Source organism: Bradyrhizobium sp. UFLA05-125 (assembly GCF_059803515.1).
This window is the reverse complement of sequence record NZ_JBANBJ010000016.1, coordinates 109,942-132,374: the sequence shown is the minus strand read 5'-3', so window position 1 is coordinate 132,374 and position 22,433 is coordinate 109,942. Positions and strand designations below refer to the sequence as shown.

Sequence of the window (22,433 nt, the reverse complement as noted above, 5' to 3'; positions counted from 1 at the left end):
CGCCGCATGTGAAAGCTCCCGGGAGGTGGCCCGGGAGCAGTTCCGACTAGTTGGTTGTGAGCTTGATGAAGCTCGGGAACTTGACGTCGGTTTTGGCGACGTCCTTCGGCCAGACCGCAATCTGCTTGCCGTCCTGCCATTGCAGCATCAGGCCGGTGATCAGACCCTTGCCGTATTTGATCGAATGGGTGAACGGATCATCCTTGCCGTAGAACTGCACGCGGCCGATGGTGCCTTCCCAATCGGTCTTCTCCAGTGCGTCGACCAGCTTGTCGGCGTCGGTCGAGCCCGCTCGCTTCACGGCGTCGGCGATGTAGTAGACCTCGTCATAGGCGGTGTAGCCGGCATAGGACGGATAGTTGCCGTACTTCTTCCGGAAACCCTCCGCGAACGGCACCGACTTCGGTGTCACCGCGACGCCGGGGCCGGAGACGCCCTGGTAGAGCACGCCCTCGGCGGCCTGGTTGGTGTCCTTGCCGAACGTCTCGTTGGTGGCCTGCGAGGAAATGCCGAACATCGGAATCGGCACCTGCTGGTTCTTCCACTGCACCGTCGGCTGCACGCCGACGTGCGAGATGCCGGTAATGATCACGTCGGGCTTGGCGCCCTCGATCTTGTTGAAGATCGGCGTGAAGTCTGTGGTATCCGGCGAGAAGCGGATGTGGTCCAGCACCTTCAGCCCGATCTTGGGCAGGCATTCCTCGTAGCCGACGTCGAGCGGCTTGGTCCAGGCGGCGTCCTCGCTCATGATGACCGCCGACTTCATGTGCATCTTGTCGACCAACAGGTCCTTGGCGGCGTCGCAGACGGAAAGCGCCAGCGCGGCCGAGGTCAGGTAGCCGTGGAAGGTGTACTTGTTCTTCGCGTAGTCGGCGTGAACGCTCTTGCTGATTTCGTTGGAGGCGGCGCCCGGTGTGACGAACGGCGTCTTCAGGCGCGAAGCCCAGGGCTCCAGCGCCAACACAACTTCGCTGATATAGCTCGCGATGACGGCGTTGACCTTGTCTTCGTTGACGGCGCGCTGGAATGCGCGCACTGAATCGGCCGAGGAGGAGTGATTGTCGTAAGAGATGATCTCGATCTTGCGACCGTCGACGCCGCCCTTGGCGTTGATCTCGTCGGCGGCGAGTTGCGCTGCCTGCGGGATCGATGCGCCGGCGATCGCCTGCGCCTCTGCGATCACGCCGATCTTGATGGGATCTGCTGCAAGTGCCGTGCCCGATCCGGTGATCAGCACGTTGAACGCTGCCGCACCGAGGAATATCCGCAATGCACCAGGGAGTATGCTTTTCATTCTGTTTCTCTCCTCTTAAACAAGCCTCTTTTGAGCTATTGGGCGCGACTATAACGGCGACGCCAGTCTCGGCAAGCGAAACTGCATTCAGGATTGTGAGAGCCGGACTAAAGTCTAGCGCTGCGCAAATAGAGTGCAGGAAAGTTCGCTGCAGGCATGCAGAATTTGCTGGTGGGCATGCGTTCGCGCCCGCCGCGAGCCGCAGGTCGCCCGTGACGCGAGCAGGCACCAGTCGACGCCCGCCTCAAGCGCAGAGACACGAGGGCGGTCGCCTGGCCGGCATCGTCGGGATAACGTCGCGCGGTCCAGGAAGGTCCTATTGATGGGTCAACTCGTTCAATGCCGCCTCGTCAATGAGCCATTCGCCGATCCCGGACTGCTGGCCGATTTCAGGTTCGGGCGGCGCGCCATGTTGTTTGACCTTGGCGATCTGTCTTCCCTGGCCAATCGGGAATTGCTGCGCATCAGTAACGTCTTCGTCAGCCACCGTCACATGGACCACTTTGCCGGCTTCGATCAGTTGCTGCGGGTCAGGCATCATCAGCCGGGCCGTTTGCGCGTGATCGGGCCGCCTGGTCTCGTCGCGGCCATCGCCGGCAAGCTAGCGTCGTATAGCTGGAATCTGCTGAATCAGGAGTCGCCGGAGTTCGAGATCGTCGCCGCCGAATTCTGTGATGACCGGCTCGGCGAGTGGACCAGCTTTTCTGCGAGACGGCAGTTTCACCACTCGCCGATTGAAGCGCCGTTCGTTGCACCGGGGCTGGTGTTTGCGGATGGCGATCTGCGGATCGAGGCTGCGACCCTCGATCACGGGATTCCCTGCCTTGGATTTGCGCTGCAGGAAACCCTGCGCGTCAATGTCTGGACAGCCGGGCTCGCCGAACTCGGCCTTCAGGTGGGCCCGTGGCTCAATGCGGCCAAGAGCGCGGTGCGGATGGGCGCAGATGAGGACACATCGATCGAAGTTGACAGCGGTCGCACGATCCGGCTTGGCGAGCTGACCCGGCACGCGCTCAAGGTCGCGCCCGGACAGCGCATCGCCTACGTGACCGACGCCGCCTTCACCCGGGCCAATGCGGAAAAGATCGTCGCGCTCGCGCGCGGCGCCGATCACCTGTTCATCGAGGCTGCCTTCGCCGGCGACGACGCGCAACTTGCTTCCGAGCGCCGTCACCTGACCGCGGCGCAGGCCGGATACCTCGCGCGCGAAGCGGGCGTGAAGCGGATGACGACGTTTCATCATTCTCCGCGCTATCTGGAGACGCCGGACAGGCTGCGAGATGAGGCAGAGGCTGCATTTGCAGGCCGGAGCGCCCCCGTGGCATGAGCCGCGTCGTCGGCGTGATCATCGCGCCTGCAGCAGCGACGGATCGAGCGGTCGAAGCCGGGCGGGATCGAATGCCGTGAGATCGATGCAGCGTGCTGCGCCCTCAGTGATCACTTCCGCCAGTGCTTCGCCGGTCGCAGGCGCATTGAGGATGCCCCAGACATTGTGCCCGGTCGCGACGTAAAGGCTCTCGCTGTTCGGCACTTTGCCGATCAGCGGCAAGCCGTCTTGGGTGACCGGCCGGAAGCAGGCTTGCCGGGCGATGATCCTGTTGGCGCGAAACAGCGGCGACAGCCGTCCAGCGATCGCTTGCAGGCGGTCGATCGCGTCCTGATCCGGCGTTACGGTCGCAGGGTCCATCGGTAGCGGTGCGACGTCCGAGAACGCGGTGATCAGCGTGCTGCCGTCCGCGCGCGGAAAGACCTCGAGCGATATTGCGCTGCCGCTTTGCTCATGCTCCAGAAACAGCGCATCGGCTGGAACGTCCGTGCCGGTGTCGTACACGAGGCTTGGACTTCGCTGCCCATACACGGCGGGCAGGGTCATCCATTGGGTCGCCAGCAGCGACCATGGTCCCATGGCGATGACAACCGCATCCGCCTCGATGACGTCGCCTTCGATCTCGACGCTCTTCACGGTCGTTCCGTCCGCATCGCGCGCGATACCGGTGACGCATCCCCGGCGCAGCTCGACGCCTTGCGCGAGCGCCGCGTTCATTATCGCTGAGGTGAATTTGCGCGGATGAACGATGGCCGTCGTATCCGTCGTGCCGAGACGGTGCGCGATGACGACGCCATTGGAGAGCCAGCCGAGCGCAGACGGCGTGTCACGCTGCGCGTCGTTGCCGGCAACGAAGCCGCCATAGGCGGTCATGCGGCGGTAGGCCCAATCGCCTGCGACTTCGTGCGGCAGTTGCGCGTGAAGCGCAAAGCTGCGCCGTGCCAGCGCATCGAGTGGCGTCCCGGCACACCAGTCGAGCGCCAAAAATCCGCCGGCCTTGCCGGATGCCGCCGCAGCTACCTCGGTTCGCTCCACGACGATGACGTCGATCCCGCGGCGGCTGAGGAAATAAGCGGTGCAGGCGCCAATCACGCCGCCGCCGCAGATGACAACGCGCATTGTGTCTTCCCTGGCAATCCCTCGCGCATCGAGGCGAGGATCGAAACAATTCGGCGCCGGCGGGGCACGCCGGCGCCTCGTCGTGGTCCGGCTCGCGCCGCCTCAGCCCGGCCCTGCGCCTTGCGTCGCCGTGTACACGGCGTAGAGCGACTGGCTCGCAGCCATGAACAGGCGGTTGCGCTTGGGGCCGCCGAAGCAGACGTTGCCGCACACCTCCGGCAAGCGGATGCGGCCCAGCAGCTTGCCATCGGGCGACCACACCGTCACGCCGTTATAGCCGACCGCGCGGCCCGCGTTGCTGGAGGCCCAGACATTGCCGTTGACGTCGCAGCGCACGCCGTCCGGCCCGCACTTCACGCCGTCGATCGTGAAGTCGCTGAACAGCTTTTGATTGGAGAGCTTGTTGTCGCTGCCGACATCGAAGACGTGCACGTCGCCCTTGCCGCCGGCGCCCGTATCGCCCGGACCCTTGCCGGTAGAGACGACGTAGAGCTTCTTGAAATCGGGCGAGAAGCAGAGGCCGTTGGGATCGGGCACCTGGTCCTCGCTGACCACGAGGTCGATGCGGCCAGTGGGGTCGATGCGATAGCAATTGGTCGGCAGCTCGCGCTTGCCAGGCGCGAAGCCGGCCGGCTGGCCGATCCGCGGATTGATCTTGCCGGCGGCGTTGCTCGGACCGCCCGGACCATCCGGCTCGCCCTCATAGAGCTGGCCGCCATAGGGCGGGTCGGTGAACCAGTAGCTGCCATCGGGATGCGCGACGACGTCGTTCGGCGAATTCAGCTTCTTACCCTGATAGGAATCGGCGAGCACGGTTGCGGTGCCGTCATGCTCGTAGCGGGTGACGCGGCGGGTCAGATGCTCGCAGGAGAGCTGGCGGCCCTGGAAGTCGAAGGAGTTGCCGTTGCTGTAGTTGGACGGCGTGCGGAATACGCTGACATGACCATCGTCCTCGCTCCAGCGCATCTGCCGGTTGTTGGGAATGTCGCTCCACACGAGATAGCGGCCTTGCGAGCTCCACGCCGGCCCTTCGGCCCAGAGCAGCCCGGTATGAAGCCGCTTGATCGCCGTGTTCGGTTGCGCGAGGTCGTTGAAGGACGGATCGACCGCGATGATGTCGGGGTCCCAGAAATAGGTGGTCGGCGCACCACGCGGGCTGAAGTCGCGAGGCGGATTGGTGATCGTCGTCGGCGGGGCCGCAGGCGCATTCTGCGCCAGCGCGGGGCCGGCGCCCGTCATCGTGGCGCCTGCAGCAATCGCAAGGCCCTGGACAAGTGATCGTCGTGAAAGCGTGGTGTCTGGATCGCGCTGCTCGGAATCGGACAGTTGGCGTGTCATCGCTTCCTCCGGGTGGGGGTTCGCCGGCCGGTTGATTCCGGCCGAGCGCGAGCAAGTTAGTCCGGCCGGCGTCGAGTTACGAGTGCGGCCGTTCTTCTTCGCATGGCGTGAAAGCAGGTTCGCGGGAAAGCGGGTAAGCCTTGTTGACGTGACGGGTTCCGGGACGTGCCGATCTCAAGGAAAAAACAAGCGCTTCTAAAGCCAAAAACACATGAACGTGCAGTCTCTTGAGACGGTTCCGTCGACTAATGAAGGAGATCGCTCCTTCGGCAGCTCAATATTCAGGGTGCGAGAGAATCGAGACCCTGTCGGTCCGCTAGCCGACAGCTCGGCGAGCCTCGAAAGTCCGAGGGCAAATTTCAAGACCACTGGATGGCCTGTTCCGTGCAGCCTGGTCGTAACGGTGGTTGCCATGAAACGAAGGGACTTTATTCGGCTTGTTGCCGGCGCAGTGGCCTTTCCTGTGATTGCGCGCGCGCAAGAGGCACGGAAGGTCTATCGCATTCTCTGGATCTCCACGGGTTCCGAACCGGATCCGTTCCTCGATGGCTTTCGAGAGGGGATGCGAGTGCTGGGTTACGTCGAAGGCAAGAACGTGGCCCTCGAGACGCATTATGGAAATCCGTCGGCGCTGCACCAGGTCATTTCCCAACTAAGACGCGGTGACGTGGACCTTGCAGTTTCCAGTGGTCCGGCAACGCGTGCCATGGCCATAGTAAAGGACATACCCGTCCTGTTTGCACTCAGTGGCGACCCGGTGGCTTTGGGGGTGGTCAAGAGCCTGGCTCAACCTGGCACTAATTTCACTGGCAGTACGTTCCTCTCGCTTGAGTTGGCGGGAAAGCGGGTTGAGTTGCTCAAGGATATTTATCCCAGAGTTCGCAGGCTCGCCGTTCTCTCGAACACGGACCATCCGGGGGAACCATCGGAGTGGCGCGCGACCCAGCAGACGTGCGCCGGGCTGGGCATCCTGCCGATCTATGTCCCCTTCTCCGGCGTGAGCGAACTAGACAATGCGCTCGAGGTTGCGGGTGGCTCGGGAGCCGACGCTATGCTCGTATTTCCCGACGTCGTGACAATGGTTGATCGAACGAAACTCGCGGAGTTCGCGCTGGCGCATCGGCTCCCTTCGATGTTCGGCTGGTCCGAGTATTGCGAGGCCGGCGGACTTTTGAGCTACGGCGCCAACCAGCGTGCGACCTATCGGTGGCTTGCGAATTACGCTGACCGGATCCTGCGCGGCGAAGATCCTGCCGTTCTTCCCGTCATGCGGCCCGAAAAGTTCGAACTGGCGATCAATCTGAAGACGGCTCAGCACCTGGGCGTAGAGCTGGAAACATCTTCAATCCTTTTTCGCGCCAACAAGGTGATTGCCTGAGATCGATATGCCAGAATTCACTGCGCCATCTTCGTTAACTGCCCGTGGTGACGCGAAGCGGCCGCGTCGCTCCCTGTTTTTCAAGTACTTCGCGAGCCTGTTCGTGGCAGCCGTCGTGCCTCTCATCCTTGGGGCAGTGATCGAAGCATCGTTCGGCTATCGCGACCAGCGCCGTCATATCAGCGAGGTTCTGCAGGCCGAGGCTCGTGGTGCGGCGGGCAGGATAGAGGCCTTCACGGATGAAATAAGCGATCAGTTGGGCTGGGTCGTGCAGTTTCCGTGGACACAGGGAGACGATGACCGGCACAGGATCGACGCGTTGCGTCTGTTACAGCAGGTGCCGGCAATCGTTTCGGTCTCGCTGCTCGACGAGACCGGGACCGAGCGCGTTTTTGTGTCCAGGTTACGTCTGAACAAGACTGGCCGAGGGATCGACCTGTCCGCGGATCCCGCAGTGGTCGGCGCGCGCGCCAACATGGTCTGGTACGGTCCCGTTCAGTATCAGCACGAGTCCGAGCCATATATGAGGATCGCGGTCGCCGGAAACCTTCCCGCCGCCGGGGTTGCCATCGCCGAGGTCAACCTGAAGCTGATCTGGGACGTTATTGCCGCAATAAGGATCGGTCAGACCGGCTATGCCATGATCGTCGACGATTCCGGGCAGCTGATCGCCCATCCAGACATCAGCCTGGTCCTGCGCGGCCGTACCGGTTCCGTTGATTTCGGCCGGATCAAGCATTTGGTTGGCACCACGAGTAGTGGTGCCGTCATCACGGGGGACAAAGGTAATTCCGTCGTCGCGCTCTCGGTGCATGCACCCGATATCGGCTGGACGGTGATTGCGATGCAGCCGGTCCTGGAGGCATTCGCATCGATCCGCGCGGCATTGTGGCGCTCGTCGCTTCTGATTGCATTCGGTGTGCTGATCGCGCTCGCGCTTGCCTACTGGCGGGCGCACCGGATGTCCGGTCCGATCAAGCAATTGGAAGAGGGCGTCGAGCGGATCGGTAACGGACATTTCGACCACCGCATTGGGATTTCCAGTCGCGACGAATTGGAGCAATTGGCGGTCCGTTTCAACGAGATGGCATCGGAGCTGGCGATCTCCCAGCAGAAATCCGTCCGCATCGACCGGCTAAAGCAATTTCTTGCGCCCCAGGTCGCCGAACTCGTCGAACATTCCGCCGAACTGCTCGAAGGGCAGCGGCGTGAAGTCGTCGTGGTTTTCGGTGATTTGCGTGGCTTCACGGCATTTTCCGCGCGCGCCGAACCGGACGTCATCATGGCCGTCCTGCGCGAGTACTATGCGGCAGTGGGAGCCGTTACGACCCGTCACGAGGCTACGCTGATCCGCTTCGCCGGAGACGGCGTGATGCTTCTCGTCAACGCGCCGGTTGCCTGCGACAAGCCCGCAAACCACGCTGTTCAGCTGGCGATCGATCTGCAGGTTGCGGTGCAGTCGATTGCGGGAAGATGGTGCGCCGCCGGTCACGCGATCGGCTTCGGCGTCGGCATCGCAATGGGAACGGCGACGGTCGGAACCGTTGGCTACGAGGGGCGGCTCGACTACACCGCCCTCGGCAATGTCGTCAACTTGGCGTCTCGGCTTTGCGGCCTGGCAAAGGATGCGCAAATCCTGACCGACAGAGCTGTCGCCGAGAAAGTCAAGGACGCCTTTCCTCTTGCTTCGGCCGGTAAGCAAACTATCAAGGGCTACGATCAGCCCATGGAAATGTTTGCTGTCGCAGAGAGCAGCATGCCCCCGACGCGCTCCGATTCCGGGCTGCGCCGTCTGGAAATCGAGACTTTGTGAGTTAGGCGTCTGCGACACAGCGACGCCGCGCAGGCGGTCGGAGTGAGCGATGTGTTGCCGCATCGTTGCTCTCACCACGCCGTTCCACTTTCCCGCGCCCATCGTCAATCCGTTGACGACAGGGCGCTCTCGGGAAACGTCGACGAATTCGGAGTTGAGTTCTCGCACGACGCGCGGGTGCGCGTTGACTCGCGGCGACAAAGTCATACGCTGCATTTGATCGAACATGAGACCGGCGAAAAGCCGCGCAGAAAAGAGTGACATTCACCATGGTTTCACAATCAGCACTACCCCGCCGCACCCTTGGCCGGACCGGGCTTCAGGCCTCGGTCCTCGGCTTCGGGACCGCCCCGCTCGGCGACCTCTTCCTCAAGCTTGACGATCAGACGGCGATCGCAGCCGCGGAGCGGGCATTCGAGCTTGGCGTCAATTTGCTCGACACTTCTCCGCTCTATGGCTATGGCCTGTCGGAGCACCGCTGCGGCACTGCGTTGCGGCGCGTGGCCCGCGAGGACGTCGTCCTCTGCACCAAGGTGGGCCGCTGGATGGACGCGTTTCACCGGCCGGAGAACCGATCGGGCTTTGTCGGCGGCCAGCCGCACAAGGCGGTTGTGGACTATTCCTATGACGGCACGATGCGCTCGGTGGAGCAGTCGCTGCTGCGGCTTGGCACCGACCGGATCGACCTATTGCTGATCCATGATGTCGACGTCTGGACGCATGGCGCTGCAGCGATCGAGGACCGGTTTCGAGAGGCGATGACGGGCGCCTATGTGGCGCTCGACAAGCTCCGGGCGGAGGGCGTGGTCGCAGGCATCGGGATCGGCGTGAACGAAGCCGATATGTGTGTACGCTTCGCCAAAGCCGGCACGTTCGACGTGATGCTGCTGGCTGGCCGCTATTCGCTGCTCGAGCAGCCGGCGTTGAAGGAATTCTTGCCGCTGGCGCTCGAGCAGGGCATTGCCGTGCTGCTCGGCGGCGTCTTCAATTCGGGCATTCTCGCCACCGGCGCGGTCAAGGGGGCCAAGTACAACTATCAGGACGCGCTGCCGGAGGTTATGGCGAAGGTTGCCGAGATCCAGCGCGTCTGCGAGGCCCATCACGTCGCGCTGCCGACGGCCGCCGTGCACTTCGCGCTTGGCCATCCGGCCGTGGCGAGCGTGGTGCTGGGAGCGCATAGTCCGGAGGAGGTCGAGCGCAACGTGGCGGCGCTCACCACCAAGGTGCCGAGCGCGCTCTGGGCCGATCTGAAGGCCGCGCGCCTGCTCGACGCGGATGCGCCCGTGCCCGCGTAAGCGTTGATCGGCTCTATTTTCCGGCGCCCGTCGTCAGGCCGCTGACGATGTAGCGCTCGAGGAAGATGCCGACCACGACGAGCGGCGCGATCGCCGCCGTCGACAGCGCCGCCATCGACCACCAATTGATGCCCTGCGAGCCGGTCTGGCTCGCCACCATCACGGGCAGCGTCTTCGCGTCGGTGCTGGTGAGGAGGGCGGCAAAGAAATACTCGTTCCAGCACAGCACCAGCGAGAGGATGAATGCGGCGACCATACCGGGCACCGCGAGCGGCAGGATGATGCGGAGGAACGCGCCCCAGGTCGACAGGCCATCCACGAAGGCGGCCTCGTCGAGCTCGATCGGAATCGCGTTGAACTGGTCGCGCATGATCCAGATGACGATCGGCAGCACCGTCAGCGTGTAGAGCAGGATCAGGCCAAACGTCGTGTCGAGCAGCGCCAGGGCCTTGTAGAGCACGAGGAACGGCAGCGCGAGCACGACCGGCGGCAGGATCAGTTGCGACATGAAGAAGAACAGGATGTCGTCATTGCGCATCCAGGCGAATTTGTAGCGAAAGCGGCTCAAGCCGTAAGCGGCGAGCGATCCGAGGACGAGCGCCAGCAGCGATGCGCCGACCGAAGTGATGATGCTGTTGACGAAGCGGCTCATGAATTCGGACCGCGCGGTCGAGGTCCCGAACAGCGTATCGGGCGACAGGCCGAGCGAGCGCCAGCCTTTCCAGTCCGGCTGGAAATCGACCCAGGGGATCAAGTGCGCCTGCGTCACATCGACCGCCGATTTGAACGAGGTCGTCACGGTCCAGTAGATCGGAAACAGGCAAATGAACGTCCAGAGCAGTAATGCGGCGTAGATCAGCGCGCGGCCCAGCATCCGCCTGGCGCGCGGCGCTGCCGGACGCTTTCGGATCGGGTTCGATGCCACGGTCGAGATAGCCAAGCGCTCAAACTCCTTTTCCGACCTAAACGACCTTCTGCGTCCAGCGCTTCGAGGCGCGCAACATCAGCGTCAGCAGCACGATAATCAGCAGCAGATAGACCATGGCGAGCGCCGTGCCGTATCCGACGTTCGAACGGTCGCGATAGACGCGGTAGATGAAGCTCGACACCGTGTCGGTCGCGCCGCCGGGACCGCCGGCCGTCACGTTGATCACGATGTCGGCGAGCTTCAGCTTGAAGATGATGCGGATGATCAGGACGGTGATGCTGACCGGAAGCATGATCGGGAAGGTGACGTGCCAGAACGACTGCCAGCCATTCGCGCCGTCGACCTTGGCCGCCTCCTGCACCTCCTTCGGCATCGCTTGCAGGCCTGCAAGCAGGATGATCATGATGAAGGGGATCGAGACCCAGGCATCCATCGCCTGGATGCTGAAGCGTGCCATCCAGGGCGAGGCGAAGAACGCGGGGTTATCCCAGCCGAGATAGCGCGCCAGCGTCGCTGCAGGGCCGAAGCGGTACTCCATGAGCGACTTGCCGATCATCCAGCTCACGGCGACGGGGCTGAGCATCATCGGCAGCAGGAAGACAACGCGAAAGAATTTTCGCGCGCGGATCTCGGCGCTGAGCAGCAGCGCCAGTCCGAACGCGATCGCGTATTCGCCGAGCACCGCGACGGTGTAGAAGACCATGTTGCCGAGCGCATTCCAGTAATAGGTGTCGTTCAGCATTCCCTTCAGATTGTCGAAGCCGGAAAAGCGCGGGCCCTCGATCGAGCTGAGATTCCAGTCGAGCGAGGCGATGTAGATCCCGAAGATCGTCGGGAAAATCACGACGGCGACGGTGAAGAACACCGCTGGTAGCAAGAACAGCGCGCGCTGGCCACGCTCGCCGCGGGTCAAAACTTGTCCCACGCCAAATGCAACGGCCCAGACGAGATAGGCGATGAGGATCGGCCGCCAATCGGAAAAGCCGGCCGAGATCGTGCCGGTCGTGTGCAAGACCTGAATGAGGACGACGAGCAGGAAGCCGAGCGAGGTCAGCAGAACAAGCGCGCGGCCGGCGGCCTTCTTGCTGCCGGGCGCGCGCTTCGCTACTGGCTGGTGGTGCGCATCGTCGCTGACGGGTACGGAATTCTGCATCGAGATAGCTGCATTCAGTGCCGGTTCTGTCGCCGGGCAAGTTTTCGGCTGGCGCCGGGAGCGCCAGCCGAGGGTAGATGATCTTGCGTTGGTGCGCTACACGCCAAGCGAGGCCTTATAGAGCCCGATCTGCCGTTCGCGGCCGATCTGGTCGGTCAACTTCTCCCAGGCCGCCGCGATATTGTTCGCCCCGGTTTGCGCGTCGACCTTGCCGGCGAAGATCTTCGTCAGCTCGTCCTCGGCGATGCTGTAGTACTGGAAGATGCCGGGAATGCGCGGCTCAACGGCGCGGTTCGGGTGATTATAGGAGCCGAGCTGCGAGTTCAGATACGAGGTGATGTACTTGCGATCGTAGCCAGCGGCCACCCACTCATCGTACTGGAAGTGGCTGGTCCGGTGGGCCTGGAAGCCCGACGGGTACAGCACCATCCAGAACGAGAGATCCTTGCCGCCGAGATGCGCGGCCGCGCTCCAGGCGGCCTTGTGCTTCTTCTCATCACCATTGACGCGCGCCATCACATAGATGCCCCAGCCGAGATAGGCGCAGTTCGGGGCATGGTTCGGACCGCTCGCAAGCTTGTCCCATTGCCCGGTCTTGGAATTATAGACATCGTCTGAGCCCGGCAGGATGTCGAAGCCGACAACGTCGCCGATGACCGAGGTGTCGCTCGCCTTCGCCACCTGGCCGATGTCGCCCCACCACGGGATCATCGAGCCGATGCCAGCCAGGAACTGCTGGAAGCCCGTAGTGTTGGGATCGGCGTTGAGCTGATCGGCCGGCTCGGATGGCAGCGCGTCGATCACATCCTGGATGGCGCGCACCCAGGCCGGATTGTTGATGCGCGGCTTCATGGTGTCGATGTCGAACAGCCAGGCCTTGTCGTCGGGATGTTTGGCGTAAGCCGTGGCGCGGCTGCCGAGGAAATAGAAGCCGAATCCGCCCCACGGCTTTGGCGCATCGAGATAGCCGTAGACGTTCTGGTTCTTGAACTTCTTTCCTTTGAGGAATTTCGTCACGGCCTGGACCTGCTGCCAGGTTTTTGGCACGCCCCATTCGCCGGCATTGCCGGCTTCCTTCCAGGCCTTGGCGAGGGCCGGGTCGGAGAACACGTCGGTGCGGTAGTTGAAGTTGTGGCAATCACCGTCGATCGTGACGCGATAGGTCTTGCCGTTCCATGTGCCGACCGGTGGCTTCAGATAGTCGACATAGTCATCGATATCGATCTGCTTCTTGACCCAGTCCGGCATCTCCGACGCCAGGCCCTTGCCGCAGACGTCGCCTTCGAACGGCGCGCCCATCTCCAGGATATCGAAGTCGACCGTGCCGGTCGCGATCGCCTGCTGGAGCCGCGGGTTGTAGTCCGCCTGCGCCAGATCGATCCAGGAGATTTTTGCCCCCGTATAGGCCTCCCAGGGTTTCAGGAAGCCGCGGAACAGGAGGTTGTGCAGGTTCTGATTATTCAGTCCCATGAAGGAGAGCTCGACGCCTTTGAACTCGCCCTCCTTGATGCTCGCCTTGGTCGGGCCGAGGCAGAGCTCGCCGACCTTCTGCCAGTCGGCGTCGGTCGGTGAGCCCTTGCCCACGCCTGGAATTTGCCCAATCTGCGCGCGAAGATTGTTTTGTGCGAGCGCAATCTCCGAGAACGTGCCAAGCGCTCCGCTCGTGCCCAATGCCGCGGCGCTTGCCGCACCCTTCAGCACCGTACGCCGGTTCGGACGTGCGGAAAGCCAATCATAGTCTTGCTGTTTCATCGCGATACCCTCCCTTATTGACTTTCTTGATGTGAAGTCTGACTAGCCGAAGCACATCGAGGACGTGACGCCCGTGGACTTCGGTGTCGTCGTGATGGGTGACTGAGGCCGCTTTCGAGTATGCAACGGCGCCCATCAATGTCAACGAAGGCACGCGGAGTTGAAGCCGCCTGCCGCCGATCAGAATTGGCGAAGAGAATTTTCGCGATGCCGCGCTGCAAGATGGATGTTCGCGCGCGACATCATTTCGATGTCATATTTGTGCGTGAGGTCTCGTACGACCCTCGCCGGGTCTCCCTTGAGGTGTTCACCTCACGGAGCATCGGGCGGGATGACACCCTTCTTGAAGATGAAGCAGCCATAGAAGCGCCGCTCCCCGGTCTGGATCACGCAATAGGATTTTTTTGCGAGCTCGTAGAAGGCGAAGCGCTCAACCGAGCCCATAGGAAAGGATTTCCCCTCCGCCGCATCGATTTCAGCCTGAACCTCACGCTGCACGGGCGGGATCTCGTTGGGCTGGCCGACGATCTCCATGCGCGATGCCGGCTTGTCGACAAAGCTGTCGAGCGGCAGCACCGAGAGGATCGCGCGCGCGGCGCGCGCAGTGGTGACATTATCGATGCGAATGAGCTTACCCAGCACGGTCTGGCGCGCCACCGCATCGGCCGGAAAATTGGTGTCGCAAAGCACGAGGTCGTCGCCGTGTCCCATGGACCGCAGCGCGTAAAGAACATCGGCATTCAGAAGCGGGTCGATCGATTTCAGCATGCAGCGCCTCCCGGGACGTTGGTCAGTTTCTTAGGCTCACGACTATCCAACGTCGGGGCGCCCCCGTCCATATCGACGTCAAAGTCTACAGTCCGGTTCAAGTTGGCTTGAACCGGACTCCGTTGGCTTGCTTAAAGCCTCAGCGGGTCAGAGCAGCCCGTTCTTCTTCAGGATCTCCGGGGCATTCTCCTTGGTGATCAGCATCGTCGGCAACGTGATGACCGGCTCCAGCTTTTCGCCCTTGAGCAGCTTGACCGCCTGCCGCAGGCCCTCGGCACCGGGCGTCGCATAGAGGAACGTCGCGGTGAGCTGACCCTTGGAGACCCAGGTGACGCCTTCGTCCGGCAGTCCGTCGATGCCGATGATGAACTTGATGTCCTTGTCGCGGCCGGCGTCCTTGGCGGCGAGGTAGGCGCCATAAGCCATCGGGTCGTTGTGGCCATAGACGAGGTCGATCTTCTCGTTGTTGCGCAGCGCGGTCGTCATGATGTTGTAGGCCTTGTCCTGCTTCCAGTCGCCCGACTGGTTGTTGAGCAGATACTTGATGCCCGGCTCCTTGTCGGTGTGGGCATGGAAGCCATCGTGCCGGTCATGCGCGGGCTGGGTGCCCATGCCGCCCCAGATTTCGACGACGTTGCCGGCCGCCTTGCCAGGGCCGCCCAGCAGCTTGACCGCATGCTCGCCGGCCGCCTTGCCGATCGCGACATTGTCGCCGCCGATGAACTGGGTGATGCGTTTGGTATCGACGTTGCGGTCGAGCACGATCACCGGAATCTTGGCGTCGATCGCCTTCTCGACGACGCCGGTCAGCCCCGCGGACTCCTTGGGCGAGATCAGGAGCACGTTGACCTGCTGCACGATGAGGTTTTCGCAGTCGGCGACCTGCTTCTCGGTCTTGTCCTGGCCATCGGTGATGACGAGGTCGACGTCCGGCTGGTTCTTTGCTTCGGCCTGGATGTCCTTGTTGAATTGCACGCGCCACGGCTCGAGCGTGGTGCATTGACTGAAGCCGACCTTCCATTTGCCTGCAGCTTTGGCCGGGCTCCAGCCGGTCGGCAGATAGACGGTCATGGCCGCGCCGGCCATGGTGGTGGACAGTTTCAAGAATTCACGACGCTTCATCGAGATCCTCCCTTTCTTTTGCTTGCGCCTTCGCGGCGTTTGGCAGCCGATAGGCTTCGGCTGTTTTCGGATCGGCATGGGCGTCCCGCGACCGGATGAACCGCCATCGCGAGATGAGCTGGCCGAGATTCTGTTCCTGCACCAGAACGGTGCAGACGATGATCAAGCCCTTCATCAAAAGCTGGACGTTGGAGTCGATGTTCTGAAGCTGAAGAATGTCCGACAGCAACCCGAAGATCAGGACGCCGACGAAGGTGCCGGCGAGGCCGCCGCGGCCGCCCATCAGGCTGGTGCCGCCGATCACGACCGCGGCGATGGCATCGAGCTCGAGGCCGGCGCCGGCATCGGGCTTGCCTTGCCGATATTGCGCGACGAACAGCACGCCGGCGATGCCAGCGAGCAGTCCGGACAGCAGATAGGCCGTGAGCTGGACCTGGGCGACCTTGATGCCCGAGAGCTTGGCAGCCTCGACGTTGCCACCGATCGCATAAGCATAGCGGCCGAACGTCGTGAAGCGCAGGATCGCGCCGAACAGGACGATCGCCGCCAGGAAGAAGACGCTTGGCACAGGCAGCACGCCCCAGAGCATTGAGCGCAGCAGCTCGAAGGCCTCGGTCGCGTTGGTGCCGGTGTAGACCGGCACCACGGCGTTGTCCGACCCCGCCGTCAATCGCGCGATGCCGAGTGCGCTGACCATCATCGCGAGCGTCACGATGAAGGGCTGCATCCGCCCGGTGACGATGAGGAGCCCGTTGATGGCCCCGAGCAGCAGCGCTAGGCAGGGCGCCACCAGGAGCACGCCGAGCACGCCGAACTTGCTGGGCACCTGGCTCGCCGTCCACCACCCAATCGCGATCGCGACGATCAGGCCGAGCAGCGCGGGAATGCCGACGCCGTGCCAGCGCGACAGCGCGATGTCGCGCCGACCCCCGGCGCCGACATCGCGGCCGCGGGCAAGGCCTGCGAATATGAAGCGCGCGGCCAGCGCCGAGGCCGCGCCACAGACGAGCACGGCCGCCGGCACGCCCAGCGCCGAGGCTGCCGTCCAGCCGGGCTTGGTGAGCAGCATCGCACAGATCACGGTCGAAAAGCCCATCACGGAGCCGACCGACAGGTCGATGCCGCCGAGCAGGATGACCATGGTCATGCCGGTCGCGACCAGCCCGGTGATCGAGACCTGCCGAAGCACGTCGGTCAGGTTGCCGTAGGACAGGAAGATGTTGTTGCCGGACGAGGTGTGCGGCGAGGTGAGGGCGCCGATCAGGCAGATCAGCAGCAACCCCCAATAGAGCTTGGTTTGCGAGAGCAGTTTGAGTGCCTTCATGATGCTTCTTCCTGCGACCACGTCGCCATGCCCGGTGCGGCAAGGCGCATCACCGCCTCCTGCGTCGCATTCTCGCGCGTCAGCAGGCCGGTCTGCCGTCCCTCGCACATCACGAGGATGCGATCGGACAACAAGAGAAGTTCGGGCATTTCCGAGGTCACCACGATGATCCCGAGGCCCTGTGCCGCGAGATCGAAGATCAGGCGATAGATCTCCTGCTTGGCGCCGATGTCGATGCCGCGGGTCGGTTCGTCGAGCAGGAGAATGCGCGGCTCGGTGGCGAGCCACTTGCCGATCACGACCTTCTGCTGGTTGCCGCCCGACAGCGCTGCGGCCGCTTGTCCAATGCCGGTGCAGCGCACCGACAGCCGGCCGACCATCTCGCGAGCCAATGCACGTTCGCGCGCGAAAGAACGCAGGCCGAATTGCGACAGCACCCCGATCGACGGCAGCGCGATGTTGTCGCAGATCGATGCGGCCAGATGCAGGCCGCGCTCCTTGCGGTCCTCGCTGACGAGCGCGAGGCCAAGGCGATAGGCATCCGCGGGCGCGTTGATATCGGCGGTCTCACCGTCGATCGTGACAGCGCCGCCGCACCAGCCTCGCGCGACGCCGAAGATGGATTCCAGGATCTCGGTCCGTCCGGAGCCGAGCAGGCCGCCGATGCCCAAAATCTCTCCGCGCCTGAGCTCGAAGCTGACGCCGTGCAGCATCCGCCGCCATCCGCGCGGGCTGAGCGTGTCGAGCGTGAGGTCCTTGACCGACAGGATGACCGCGCCGTCCGCCGCTGCCGCACCGCGGTCGCTTGCGGCCATGTCGCGGCCGACCATCGCCGAGATGATCGCGCCGCGTGACAATTCGCCGATCGGGGCCGTGACCACCCGCCTGCCGTCGCGCAGCACGGTGACGCGGTCGGCGAGCTCGAGCACCTCCTCGATGCGGTGCGAAGTGTAGATGATCGCGACGCCTTCGGTCGCGAGCTGTCGTACGATCTTGAACAGCGTCTCGCACTCCGACGACGACAGCGCGGAGGTCGGCTCGTCCATGATGAGGATACGGGCATCGAGCGACAGCGCCTTGGCAATTTCCACCAATTGCTGCTCGCCGACGCGCAAGTCGGCGACGCGGCTCTCCGCGTCGAGCCTCACGCCCAGCCGCGCCAGCAGGCGCCCGGCCGCCTTGACCATGCGGCGGCGATCGATCAGCAGGCCCGCGATCAGCGGCTCGCGACCAAGAAAGATGTTGTCGGCCACGCTGAGCTCGGGAACGAGATTGAGCTCCTGGTGGATGATCGCGACGCCGGCTTCCTCGGCGTCGCGCACGCCGGCGAACGATATCGCCTGGCCTTCGACCTCGATGATGCCATCATAGCTCGTGTGCACGCCGGCGAGGATCTTCATCAGGGTGCTCTTGCCGGCGCCGTTCTCGCCCATCAGCGCGTGCACTTCGCCGGGGCGCAGATCGAAGTCGACGTTGTGGAGAGCCTTCACGCCGGCGAAGGATTTGGAGATCTGTTCGGCGGAGAGAGCGACGTGACCACCCGGCGCGCCGGCGCGGGCGCCAAGCTCGATCACGCGGGAGGACGCGCGTGATTCGTCCTGCGCTCCGAGAGCACCGCCGCGTGCTTCCATCGCTGCTCCTCCCAGCCCCCGACTCTTCAGTCTGAAGGACATTGAGCCGCTGGGGTGATGGTTGTTGTTTTGCTGATATGCTAGTTATATCAGTCGTCGTTCGTCAAGCCTTCGTCCGCGCAATTGGACTTCGCTAACCGAAAAAGTGAAAAATCAGCCGGGGGATCACAGCATGCATTCAATCGGCGGGCTCAGGGGCGGAACCGTTGCAGCGCGAGGTCGCAGGGCAGGCGGGTCGAAAGTCGACCAGGCGTACTTTGCGCTGAAGCGGGCCATCGTGTCGGGGCAGCTCGCGCCGGAAACCCCGATCGACAAGAACGAGTGGTGCGCCGCCTTCGACGTGTCGCGGCTGTCGATCACGACCGCGATCAACCGGCTCGCCTTCGAAGGCCTCGTCGTGGTCGAGCCGCAGCGGGGCTCCTATGTCGCGCGGATTCACCTCGAGGATGTGCGGCAATGGATGCTGATGCGTCGCGCGCTGGAGGTGGAGGTCGTCGAAGTCTGTGCCGCCGACATGTCGGACGAGGCGATCGCGGCGCTAGGTCAGAATCTCGCTTATCAGAAAGCGGCCATCGCCAGCGGTGATCTTGGAGGCTTCCACGAACTCGACACCAGGTTTCACCGCCAGATGACCGAGACCTTGAATCTTGCGCGGGTTGGCGAGGTGCTTGATCCAATCCGCACTCATCTTGAGCGCGTGCGCCGGACTCTGCTTCCCGAACCCGGGCGGCCCGAGGGGACGTTCCGCGAGCACGAAGCGATCTATCGTGCAATTGCCGCCCACAAGCCGGATCAGGCCAGGCGCGAAATGGCGGATCACCTTGACCGCGTCTCGCGCGAGCTGCAGTCCTTTGTCGCCAAGCATCCCGGCTTCTTCGACGAGTAGGGGCCGACCGATCATTCGAGCGCTGAAGCTGAGCGATGGCGCCGCTCAAACCTCAAACTCGGCGATGATTTCGCCTGCCTCCGAAGCGCGCTCGAGCGCGGCGCATTCGGCGCCATCGATCGGACGAAAGCACAAGAGATCGCCGGCGCGAAACAGGAAGGGTTCGGTTTTGCGGCGGGGATCGTAGGAGCGAACTGGCGTGCGCCCGAGCATATGCCAGCCGCTTGGCGCGGCGATCGGCGGAGAAATAGAAGCCTGCTGGCCACCGATGGAAACACTACTTGGAGGCACCACCAGCCTCGGCTCGGGGCGTCGGTCGACATGAAGCAAGGGATCGAGGCCGCCGAGATAGGTCAGCCCGGGCATGAAGCCGATCATGTAGACGCGATATTCGGCGGCGCTATGCCGAGCCACGATGTCGTCCGTCGTCGTATCGAGGCGTCGCGCAAGCCAGTCGAGATCCATGCCGTGATCGCCGCCATAGGCGACGGGAACAGTCCAGCGGCGGCGAATCCGTCGTTCGGGTGGCGTCGGCGGCCATAGCGCCATCACCTCGGCCTCGATTGCGTGTTGCGACAGCACGGTCGGATCGAAGCAGATGAGCAGCGTGCGGTAGGTCGGCACGATCTCCACGATGCCGGGCATCGCGCGCCCGGTTAGCGAGCGGTCGAGGTCGACGACTCGCGCATTGACGTCAGCATCGATGCCGTCTCCGACTTCGATCATCAGCGCTGCGTCGCCGGACCGGCGGAAACGCGGCAGGGCATAGAGAGCGTTGGATGTCATGCTGGTTGATCGCTCGTCATGAGATTGCCGGCCGCCTATGCTCTTCGAAAAGCGAGGCCGTCGCATGCAAGCCGCGCGCCGGATTGTTCGTGACCCGCGTCGCATGCCATGTCTATATCGCACAGGCGCGAAACGAGGGCTACGATGACTCTGATCGATATGAACTGCGACATGGGCGAGGGTTTTGGCGTCTACTCGCTCGGCGATGACGCCGAGATGCTGCGCACCGTCACCTCCGCCAACATCGCCTGCGGCTTTCATGCCGGCGATCCTCTGGTGATGCATCGCACCTTGACGGAGGCGAAGGCCAACGGCGTGCAGGCCGGTGCGCACCCCGGCTTCCTCGATCTCTGGGGTTTTGGCCGCAGGCCCATTCAGGGCGAGCGTCCCGCCGACATCGAGAAGATCGTTCTCTACCAGGTGGGCGCGTTGATGGCACTGGCATCCGACGTCGGTCACGCCATCCGCCACGTCAAGACCCATGGTGCGCTCGGCAACATCGCTGCCGAGGACCGCGATCTCGCCGAAGCCGTGGCGCGGGCGATACGCACCGTCGATCGCAACCTGATCTTCGTGGTGATGCCCGGCCAGGAGACCGAGCGTGCCGGCGAGAAATTCGGCCTGCCGCTAGTGCGCGAGATCTATGCCGACCGCGCCTATGCCGATAACGGCAATCTGGTGTCGCGTCGTCTTCCGGGTGCCGTGATTCATGATGCGCAGGTCGCTGCCGAGCGGGTCATTCGCATGATCGAGGATCGCGTCATCACCTGCCTGTCGGGAACACGTCTGCCGACTCGGATCGACAGCGTTTGCGTCCACGGCGATACGCCGGGCGCGGTCACGATGGCGCAGCGCCTGCGCGAGCGCCTCGCCTCAGCCGGCATCACTCTTGCACCAATGTCGAAGGTCATCGGCGCTTGATCCCTACGCGTGGGTTCCACGCACATTGAAAATTTCAGGCAGAGTATTATGCGTAAGCCCGACGCGATCGGCCGTCGAAGCTTGATGCCGACGGTGCCTGGCAAGGAGCATCATGTATCTCGGCATCGATCTGGGCACCTCCGCGGTCAAGACCGTCCTCGTCGACGACGCCCAGCGCTTGATCGCGAGCGCGAGCCGGCCGCTCGCGACAGCCTCGCCGCGCCCCGGTTTTTCCGAGCAGGATCCGCGGTATTGGATCGAGGCGGCGTTTGCGACGCTGGATGAGCTGAAGGCAGATCATCCGCGCGAGCTGGCCGGGGTCGAGGGCATCGGCCTATCCGGCCAGATGCACGGCGCGACGGTGCTCGACGCGAGCCTCAAGCCGCTCCGCCCCTGCATTCTCTGGAATGATGGCCGCTCTGCGGCCGAGTGCCGTCAACTCGAAGAGCGCTGGCCGGCTTTGCGCACCACGACCGGCAACAAGGCGATGCCCGGCTTCACCGCGCCGAAGCTTTTGTGGATCGCGGCGCACGAGCCCGAGATCTTTGCGGCGACAAAGCTCGTATTGCTGCCGAAGGCCTATCTTCGCTTGGTCCTGACCGGCGAGGCGATCGAGGATGTTTCCGACGCCTCGGGATCGCTATGGCTCGACGTCGCGCGGCGCGACTGGTCGGATGATGGCCTCGCCGCAACGGGCCTGTCACGCGCGCACATGCCGCGGCTGGTCGAAGGCTGCGCGCCTGCCGCGCGGCTGACGCATGAGCTCAGCGAGCGCTGGGGCATGGTGAAACGGCCGATGGTCGCGGGGGGCGCTGGCGATAACCCGGCCGGTGCCGTCGGCATCGGCGCGATCCACCCGGGAACCGCGTTCATCTCGCTGGGGACATCAGGCGCACTGTTGACGCCCACCGACAGGGTTGCTGCGAACCCGGATCGCGTCGTGCACACCTTCGCACATGCGATCCCCGAAATGTGGATTCAGGCCGGCGCGATTCTGTCGGCCGCGTCCTGCCTTGCCTGGGTCGCGCGACTGCTCGGCGCCCCGGAAGCCGAACTGCTGGCGCCGCTCGGTGCGCGCCCGCAGGCGCCGTCGTCCGTCAGTTTCCTGCCTTATCTTGCCGGTGAGCGGACGCCGCATGACGACCCCAATGTGCGCGGCATGCTCGATGGCCTGAGCCATGACACCGATCGCACGGCGATCGTGCAGGCCGTCCTCGAAGGCGTTGCCTTTGCGCTCGCCGATTGCCGCGACGCGCTCGCCGCCGCCGGCCTTGCAGTCGCAGAGGCCGATGCGATCGGTGGCGGATCGCGGTCCACTTTCTGGCTTGCAGTGCTGGCGAACGTGCTGAACATGCCGATCCACCGGTTTGCAGCAGGCGAGACGGGTGCCGCTTTCGGTGCAGCGAGATTGGGGCGCCTTGCTGTCACGGGTGAGGCGATCGCCGCCGTCTGCACGCCGCCGCGGCGCGTCGAGACTTTTGAACCCGAGCGGGCGCTCGCCAATGCCTACGCCGAACGCCTGCCCGCATGGCGCGAACTGTACCGACCGCGCCATTAGCGTCGTGCGTTCCGCATGTGCACCTCTTCGATATTGTCGG

General features: G+C 63.6%; 19 protein-coding genes. 8 read left to right on the top strand and 11 right to left on the bottom strand.

Going from position 1 to position 22,433, the window contains the following annotated elements; all coding sequences use genetic code 11:
- Nucleotides 1–46 precede the first annotated feature (46 nt).
- Complete coding sequence (locus tag SO156_RS17280) at nt 47–1,294, bottom strand: ABC transporter substrate-binding protein (RefSeq protein ID WP_498535625.1); 1,248 nt, start codon at nt 1,292–1,294, stop codon at nt 47–49.
- A 322-nt stretch (nt 1,295–1,616) separates the two neighbouring features.
- Here SO156_RS17280 and SO156_RS17275 point away from each other — a divergent pair, with 322 nt between their 5' ends.
- The gene (locus tag SO156_RS17275) at nt 1,617–2,621 is read left to right on the top strand and encodes a ribonuclease Z (protein ID WP_498535624.1); all 1,005 of its coding nucleotides are present in this window, start codon (nt 1,617–1,619) and stop codon (nt 2,619–2,621) included.
- Nucleotides 2,622–2,639: 18 nt separating this feature from the next.
- On the opposite strand, the gene SO156_RS17270 is transcribed toward SO156_RS17275, so the two are convergent.
- Both SO156_RS17270 and SO156_RS17265 read right to left on the bottom strand, forming a co-directional pair.
- On the bottom strand, nt 2,640–3,740 hold the full coding sequence (locus tag SO156_RS17270) for an NAD(P)/FAD-dependent oxidoreductase (protein WP_498535623.1): 1,101 nt from the start codon (nt 3,738–3,740) through the stop codon (nt 2,640–2,642).
- 102 nt (nt 3,741–3,842) lie between these two features.
- Nucleotides 3,843–5,078 (bottom strand): SMP-30/gluconolactonase/LRE family protein, encoded by a 1,236-nt coding sequence (locus SO156_RS17265; protein WP_498535622.1) that lies wholly within the window; start codon nt 5,076–5,078, stop codon nt 3,843–3,845.
- Between the two features lie 412 nt (nt 5,079–5,490).
- Between SO156_RS17265 and SO156_RS17260 the strand changes: the two genes are divergently transcribed.
- Genes SO156_RS17260 through SO156_RS17245 form a run of 4 tightly spaced genes read left to right on the top strand, consistent with a single transcriptional unit; the run spans nt 5,491 to nt 9,564 of the window.
- On the top strand, nt 5,491–6,456 hold the full coding sequence (locus tag SO156_RS17260; protein WP_498535621.1) for an ABC transporter substrate-binding protein: 966 nt from the start codon (nt 5,491–5,493) through the stop codon (nt 6,454–6,456).
- Nucleotides 6,457–6,463: 7 nt separating this feature from the next.
- Nucleotides 6,464–8,269: an adenylate/guanylate cyclase domain-containing protein gene (locus SO156_RS17255; RefSeq protein ID WP_458148108.1), complete on the top strand. Its 1,806-nt coding sequence runs from the start codon at nt 6,464–6,466 to the stop codon at nt 8,267–8,269.
- Nucleotides 8,270–8,311: 42 nt separating this feature from the next.
- Entirely contained in the window at nt 8,312–8,530 is a 219-nt protein-coding gene (locus tag SO156_RS17250) for a hypothetical protein (RefSeq protein ID WP_498535620.1), read from the top strand.
- Between the two features lie 8 nt (nt 8,531–8,538).
- Entirely contained in the window at nt 8,539–9,564 is a 1,026-nt protein-coding gene (locus SO156_RS17245; protein ID WP_458148109.1) for an aldo/keto reductase, read from the top strand.
- Nucleotides 9,565–9,577: 13 nt separating this feature from the next.
- On the opposite strand, the gene SO156_RS17240 is transcribed toward SO156_RS17245, so the two are convergent.
- The 7 genes from SO156_RS17240 to SO156_RS17210 all read right to left on the bottom strand — a co-directional run bounded on the left by SO156_RS17240 (nt 9,578) and on the right by SO156_RS17210 (nt 18,242).
- Nucleotides 9,578–10,438 carry a carbohydrate ABC transporter permease gene (locus SO156_RS17240; RefSeq protein WP_458148141.1) on the bottom strand — a complete coding sequence of 287 codons (861 nt, stop codon included), beginning with the start codon at nt 10,436–10,438 and terminating at the stop codon, nt 9,578–9,580.
- 88 nt (nt 10,439–10,526) lie between these two features.
- A complete protein-coding gene (locus SO156_RS17235) occupies nt 10,527–11,645 on the bottom strand; it encodes a carbohydrate ABC transporter permease (protein ID WP_498535619.1) in 1,119 nt (372 codons plus the stop codon).
- Nucleotides 11,646–11,741: 96 nt separating this feature from the next.
- The gene (locus tag SO156_RS17230) at nt 11,742–13,397 is read right to left on the bottom strand and encodes a type 2 periplasmic-binding domain-containing protein (protein WP_458148111.1); all 1,656 of its coding nucleotides are present in this window, start codon (nt 13,395–13,397) and stop codon (nt 11,742–11,744) included.
- A 312-nt stretch (nt 13,398–13,709) separates the two neighbouring features.
- Nucleotides 13,710–14,165: an RbsD/FucU family protein gene (locus SO156_RS17225; RefSeq protein WP_498535618.1), complete on the bottom strand. Its 456-nt coding sequence runs from the start codon at nt 14,163–14,165 to the stop codon at nt 13,710–13,712.
- Between the two features lie 147 nt (nt 14,166–14,312).
- Nucleotides 14,313–15,236: a substrate-binding domain-containing protein gene (locus tag SO156_RS17220; RefSeq protein WP_498535631.1), complete on the bottom strand. Its 924-nt coding sequence runs from the start codon at nt 15,234–15,236 to the stop codon at nt 14,313–14,315.
- A 37-nt stretch (nt 15,237–15,273) separates the two neighbouring features.
- The gene (locus SO156_RS17215) at nt 15,274–16,611 is read right to left on the bottom strand and encodes an ABC transporter permease (protein WP_498535617.1); all 1,338 of its coding nucleotides are present in this window, start codon (nt 16,609–16,611) and stop codon (nt 15,274–15,276) included.
- The gene (locus SO156_RS17210; protein WP_458148114.1) at nt 16,608–18,242 is read right to left on the bottom strand and encodes a sugar ABC transporter ATP-binding protein; all 1,635 of its coding nucleotides are present in this window, start codon (nt 18,240–18,242) and stop codon (nt 16,608–16,610) included. Before SO156_RS17210 ends, SO156_RS17215 begins: the two co-directional genes overlap by 4 nt.
- Before the next feature lie 172 nt (nt 18,243–18,414).
- Here SO156_RS17210 and SO156_RS17205 point away from each other — a divergent pair, with 172 nt between their 5' ends.
- Nucleotides 18,415–19,128 (top strand): GntR family transcriptional regulator, encoded by a 714-nt coding sequence (locus SO156_RS17205; protein ID WP_498535616.1) that lies wholly within the window; start codon nt 18,415–18,417, stop codon nt 19,126–19,128.
- A 45-nt stretch (nt 19,129–19,173) separates the two neighbouring features.
- On the opposite strand, the gene pxpB is transcribed toward SO156_RS17205, so the two are convergent.
- Nucleotides 19,174–19,914, bottom strand: coding sequence for a 5-oxoprolinase subunit PxpB (gene pxpB / locus SO156_RS17200; RefSeq protein WP_498535615.1), 741 nt, complete (start codon nt 19,912–19,914; stop codon nt 19,174–19,176).
- 144 nt (nt 19,915–20,058) lie between these two features.
- Here pxpB and SO156_RS17195 point away from each other — a divergent pair, with 144 nt between their 5' ends.
- Both SO156_RS17195 and xylB read left to right on the top strand, forming a co-directional pair.
- Nucleotides 20,059–20,835: a LamB/YcsF family protein gene (locus tag SO156_RS17195; RefSeq protein ID WP_458148117.1), complete on the top strand. Its 777-nt coding sequence runs from the start codon at nt 20,059–20,061 to the stop codon at nt 20,833–20,835.
- A 112-nt stretch (nt 20,836–20,947) separates the two neighbouring features.
- Nucleotides 20,948–22,393: a xylulokinase gene (gene xylB, locus SO156_RS17190; protein WP_498535614.1), complete on the top strand. Its 1,446-nt coding sequence runs from the start codon at nt 20,948–20,950 to the stop codon at nt 22,391–22,393.
- Nucleotides 22,394–22,433: the final 40 nt, after the last annotated feature.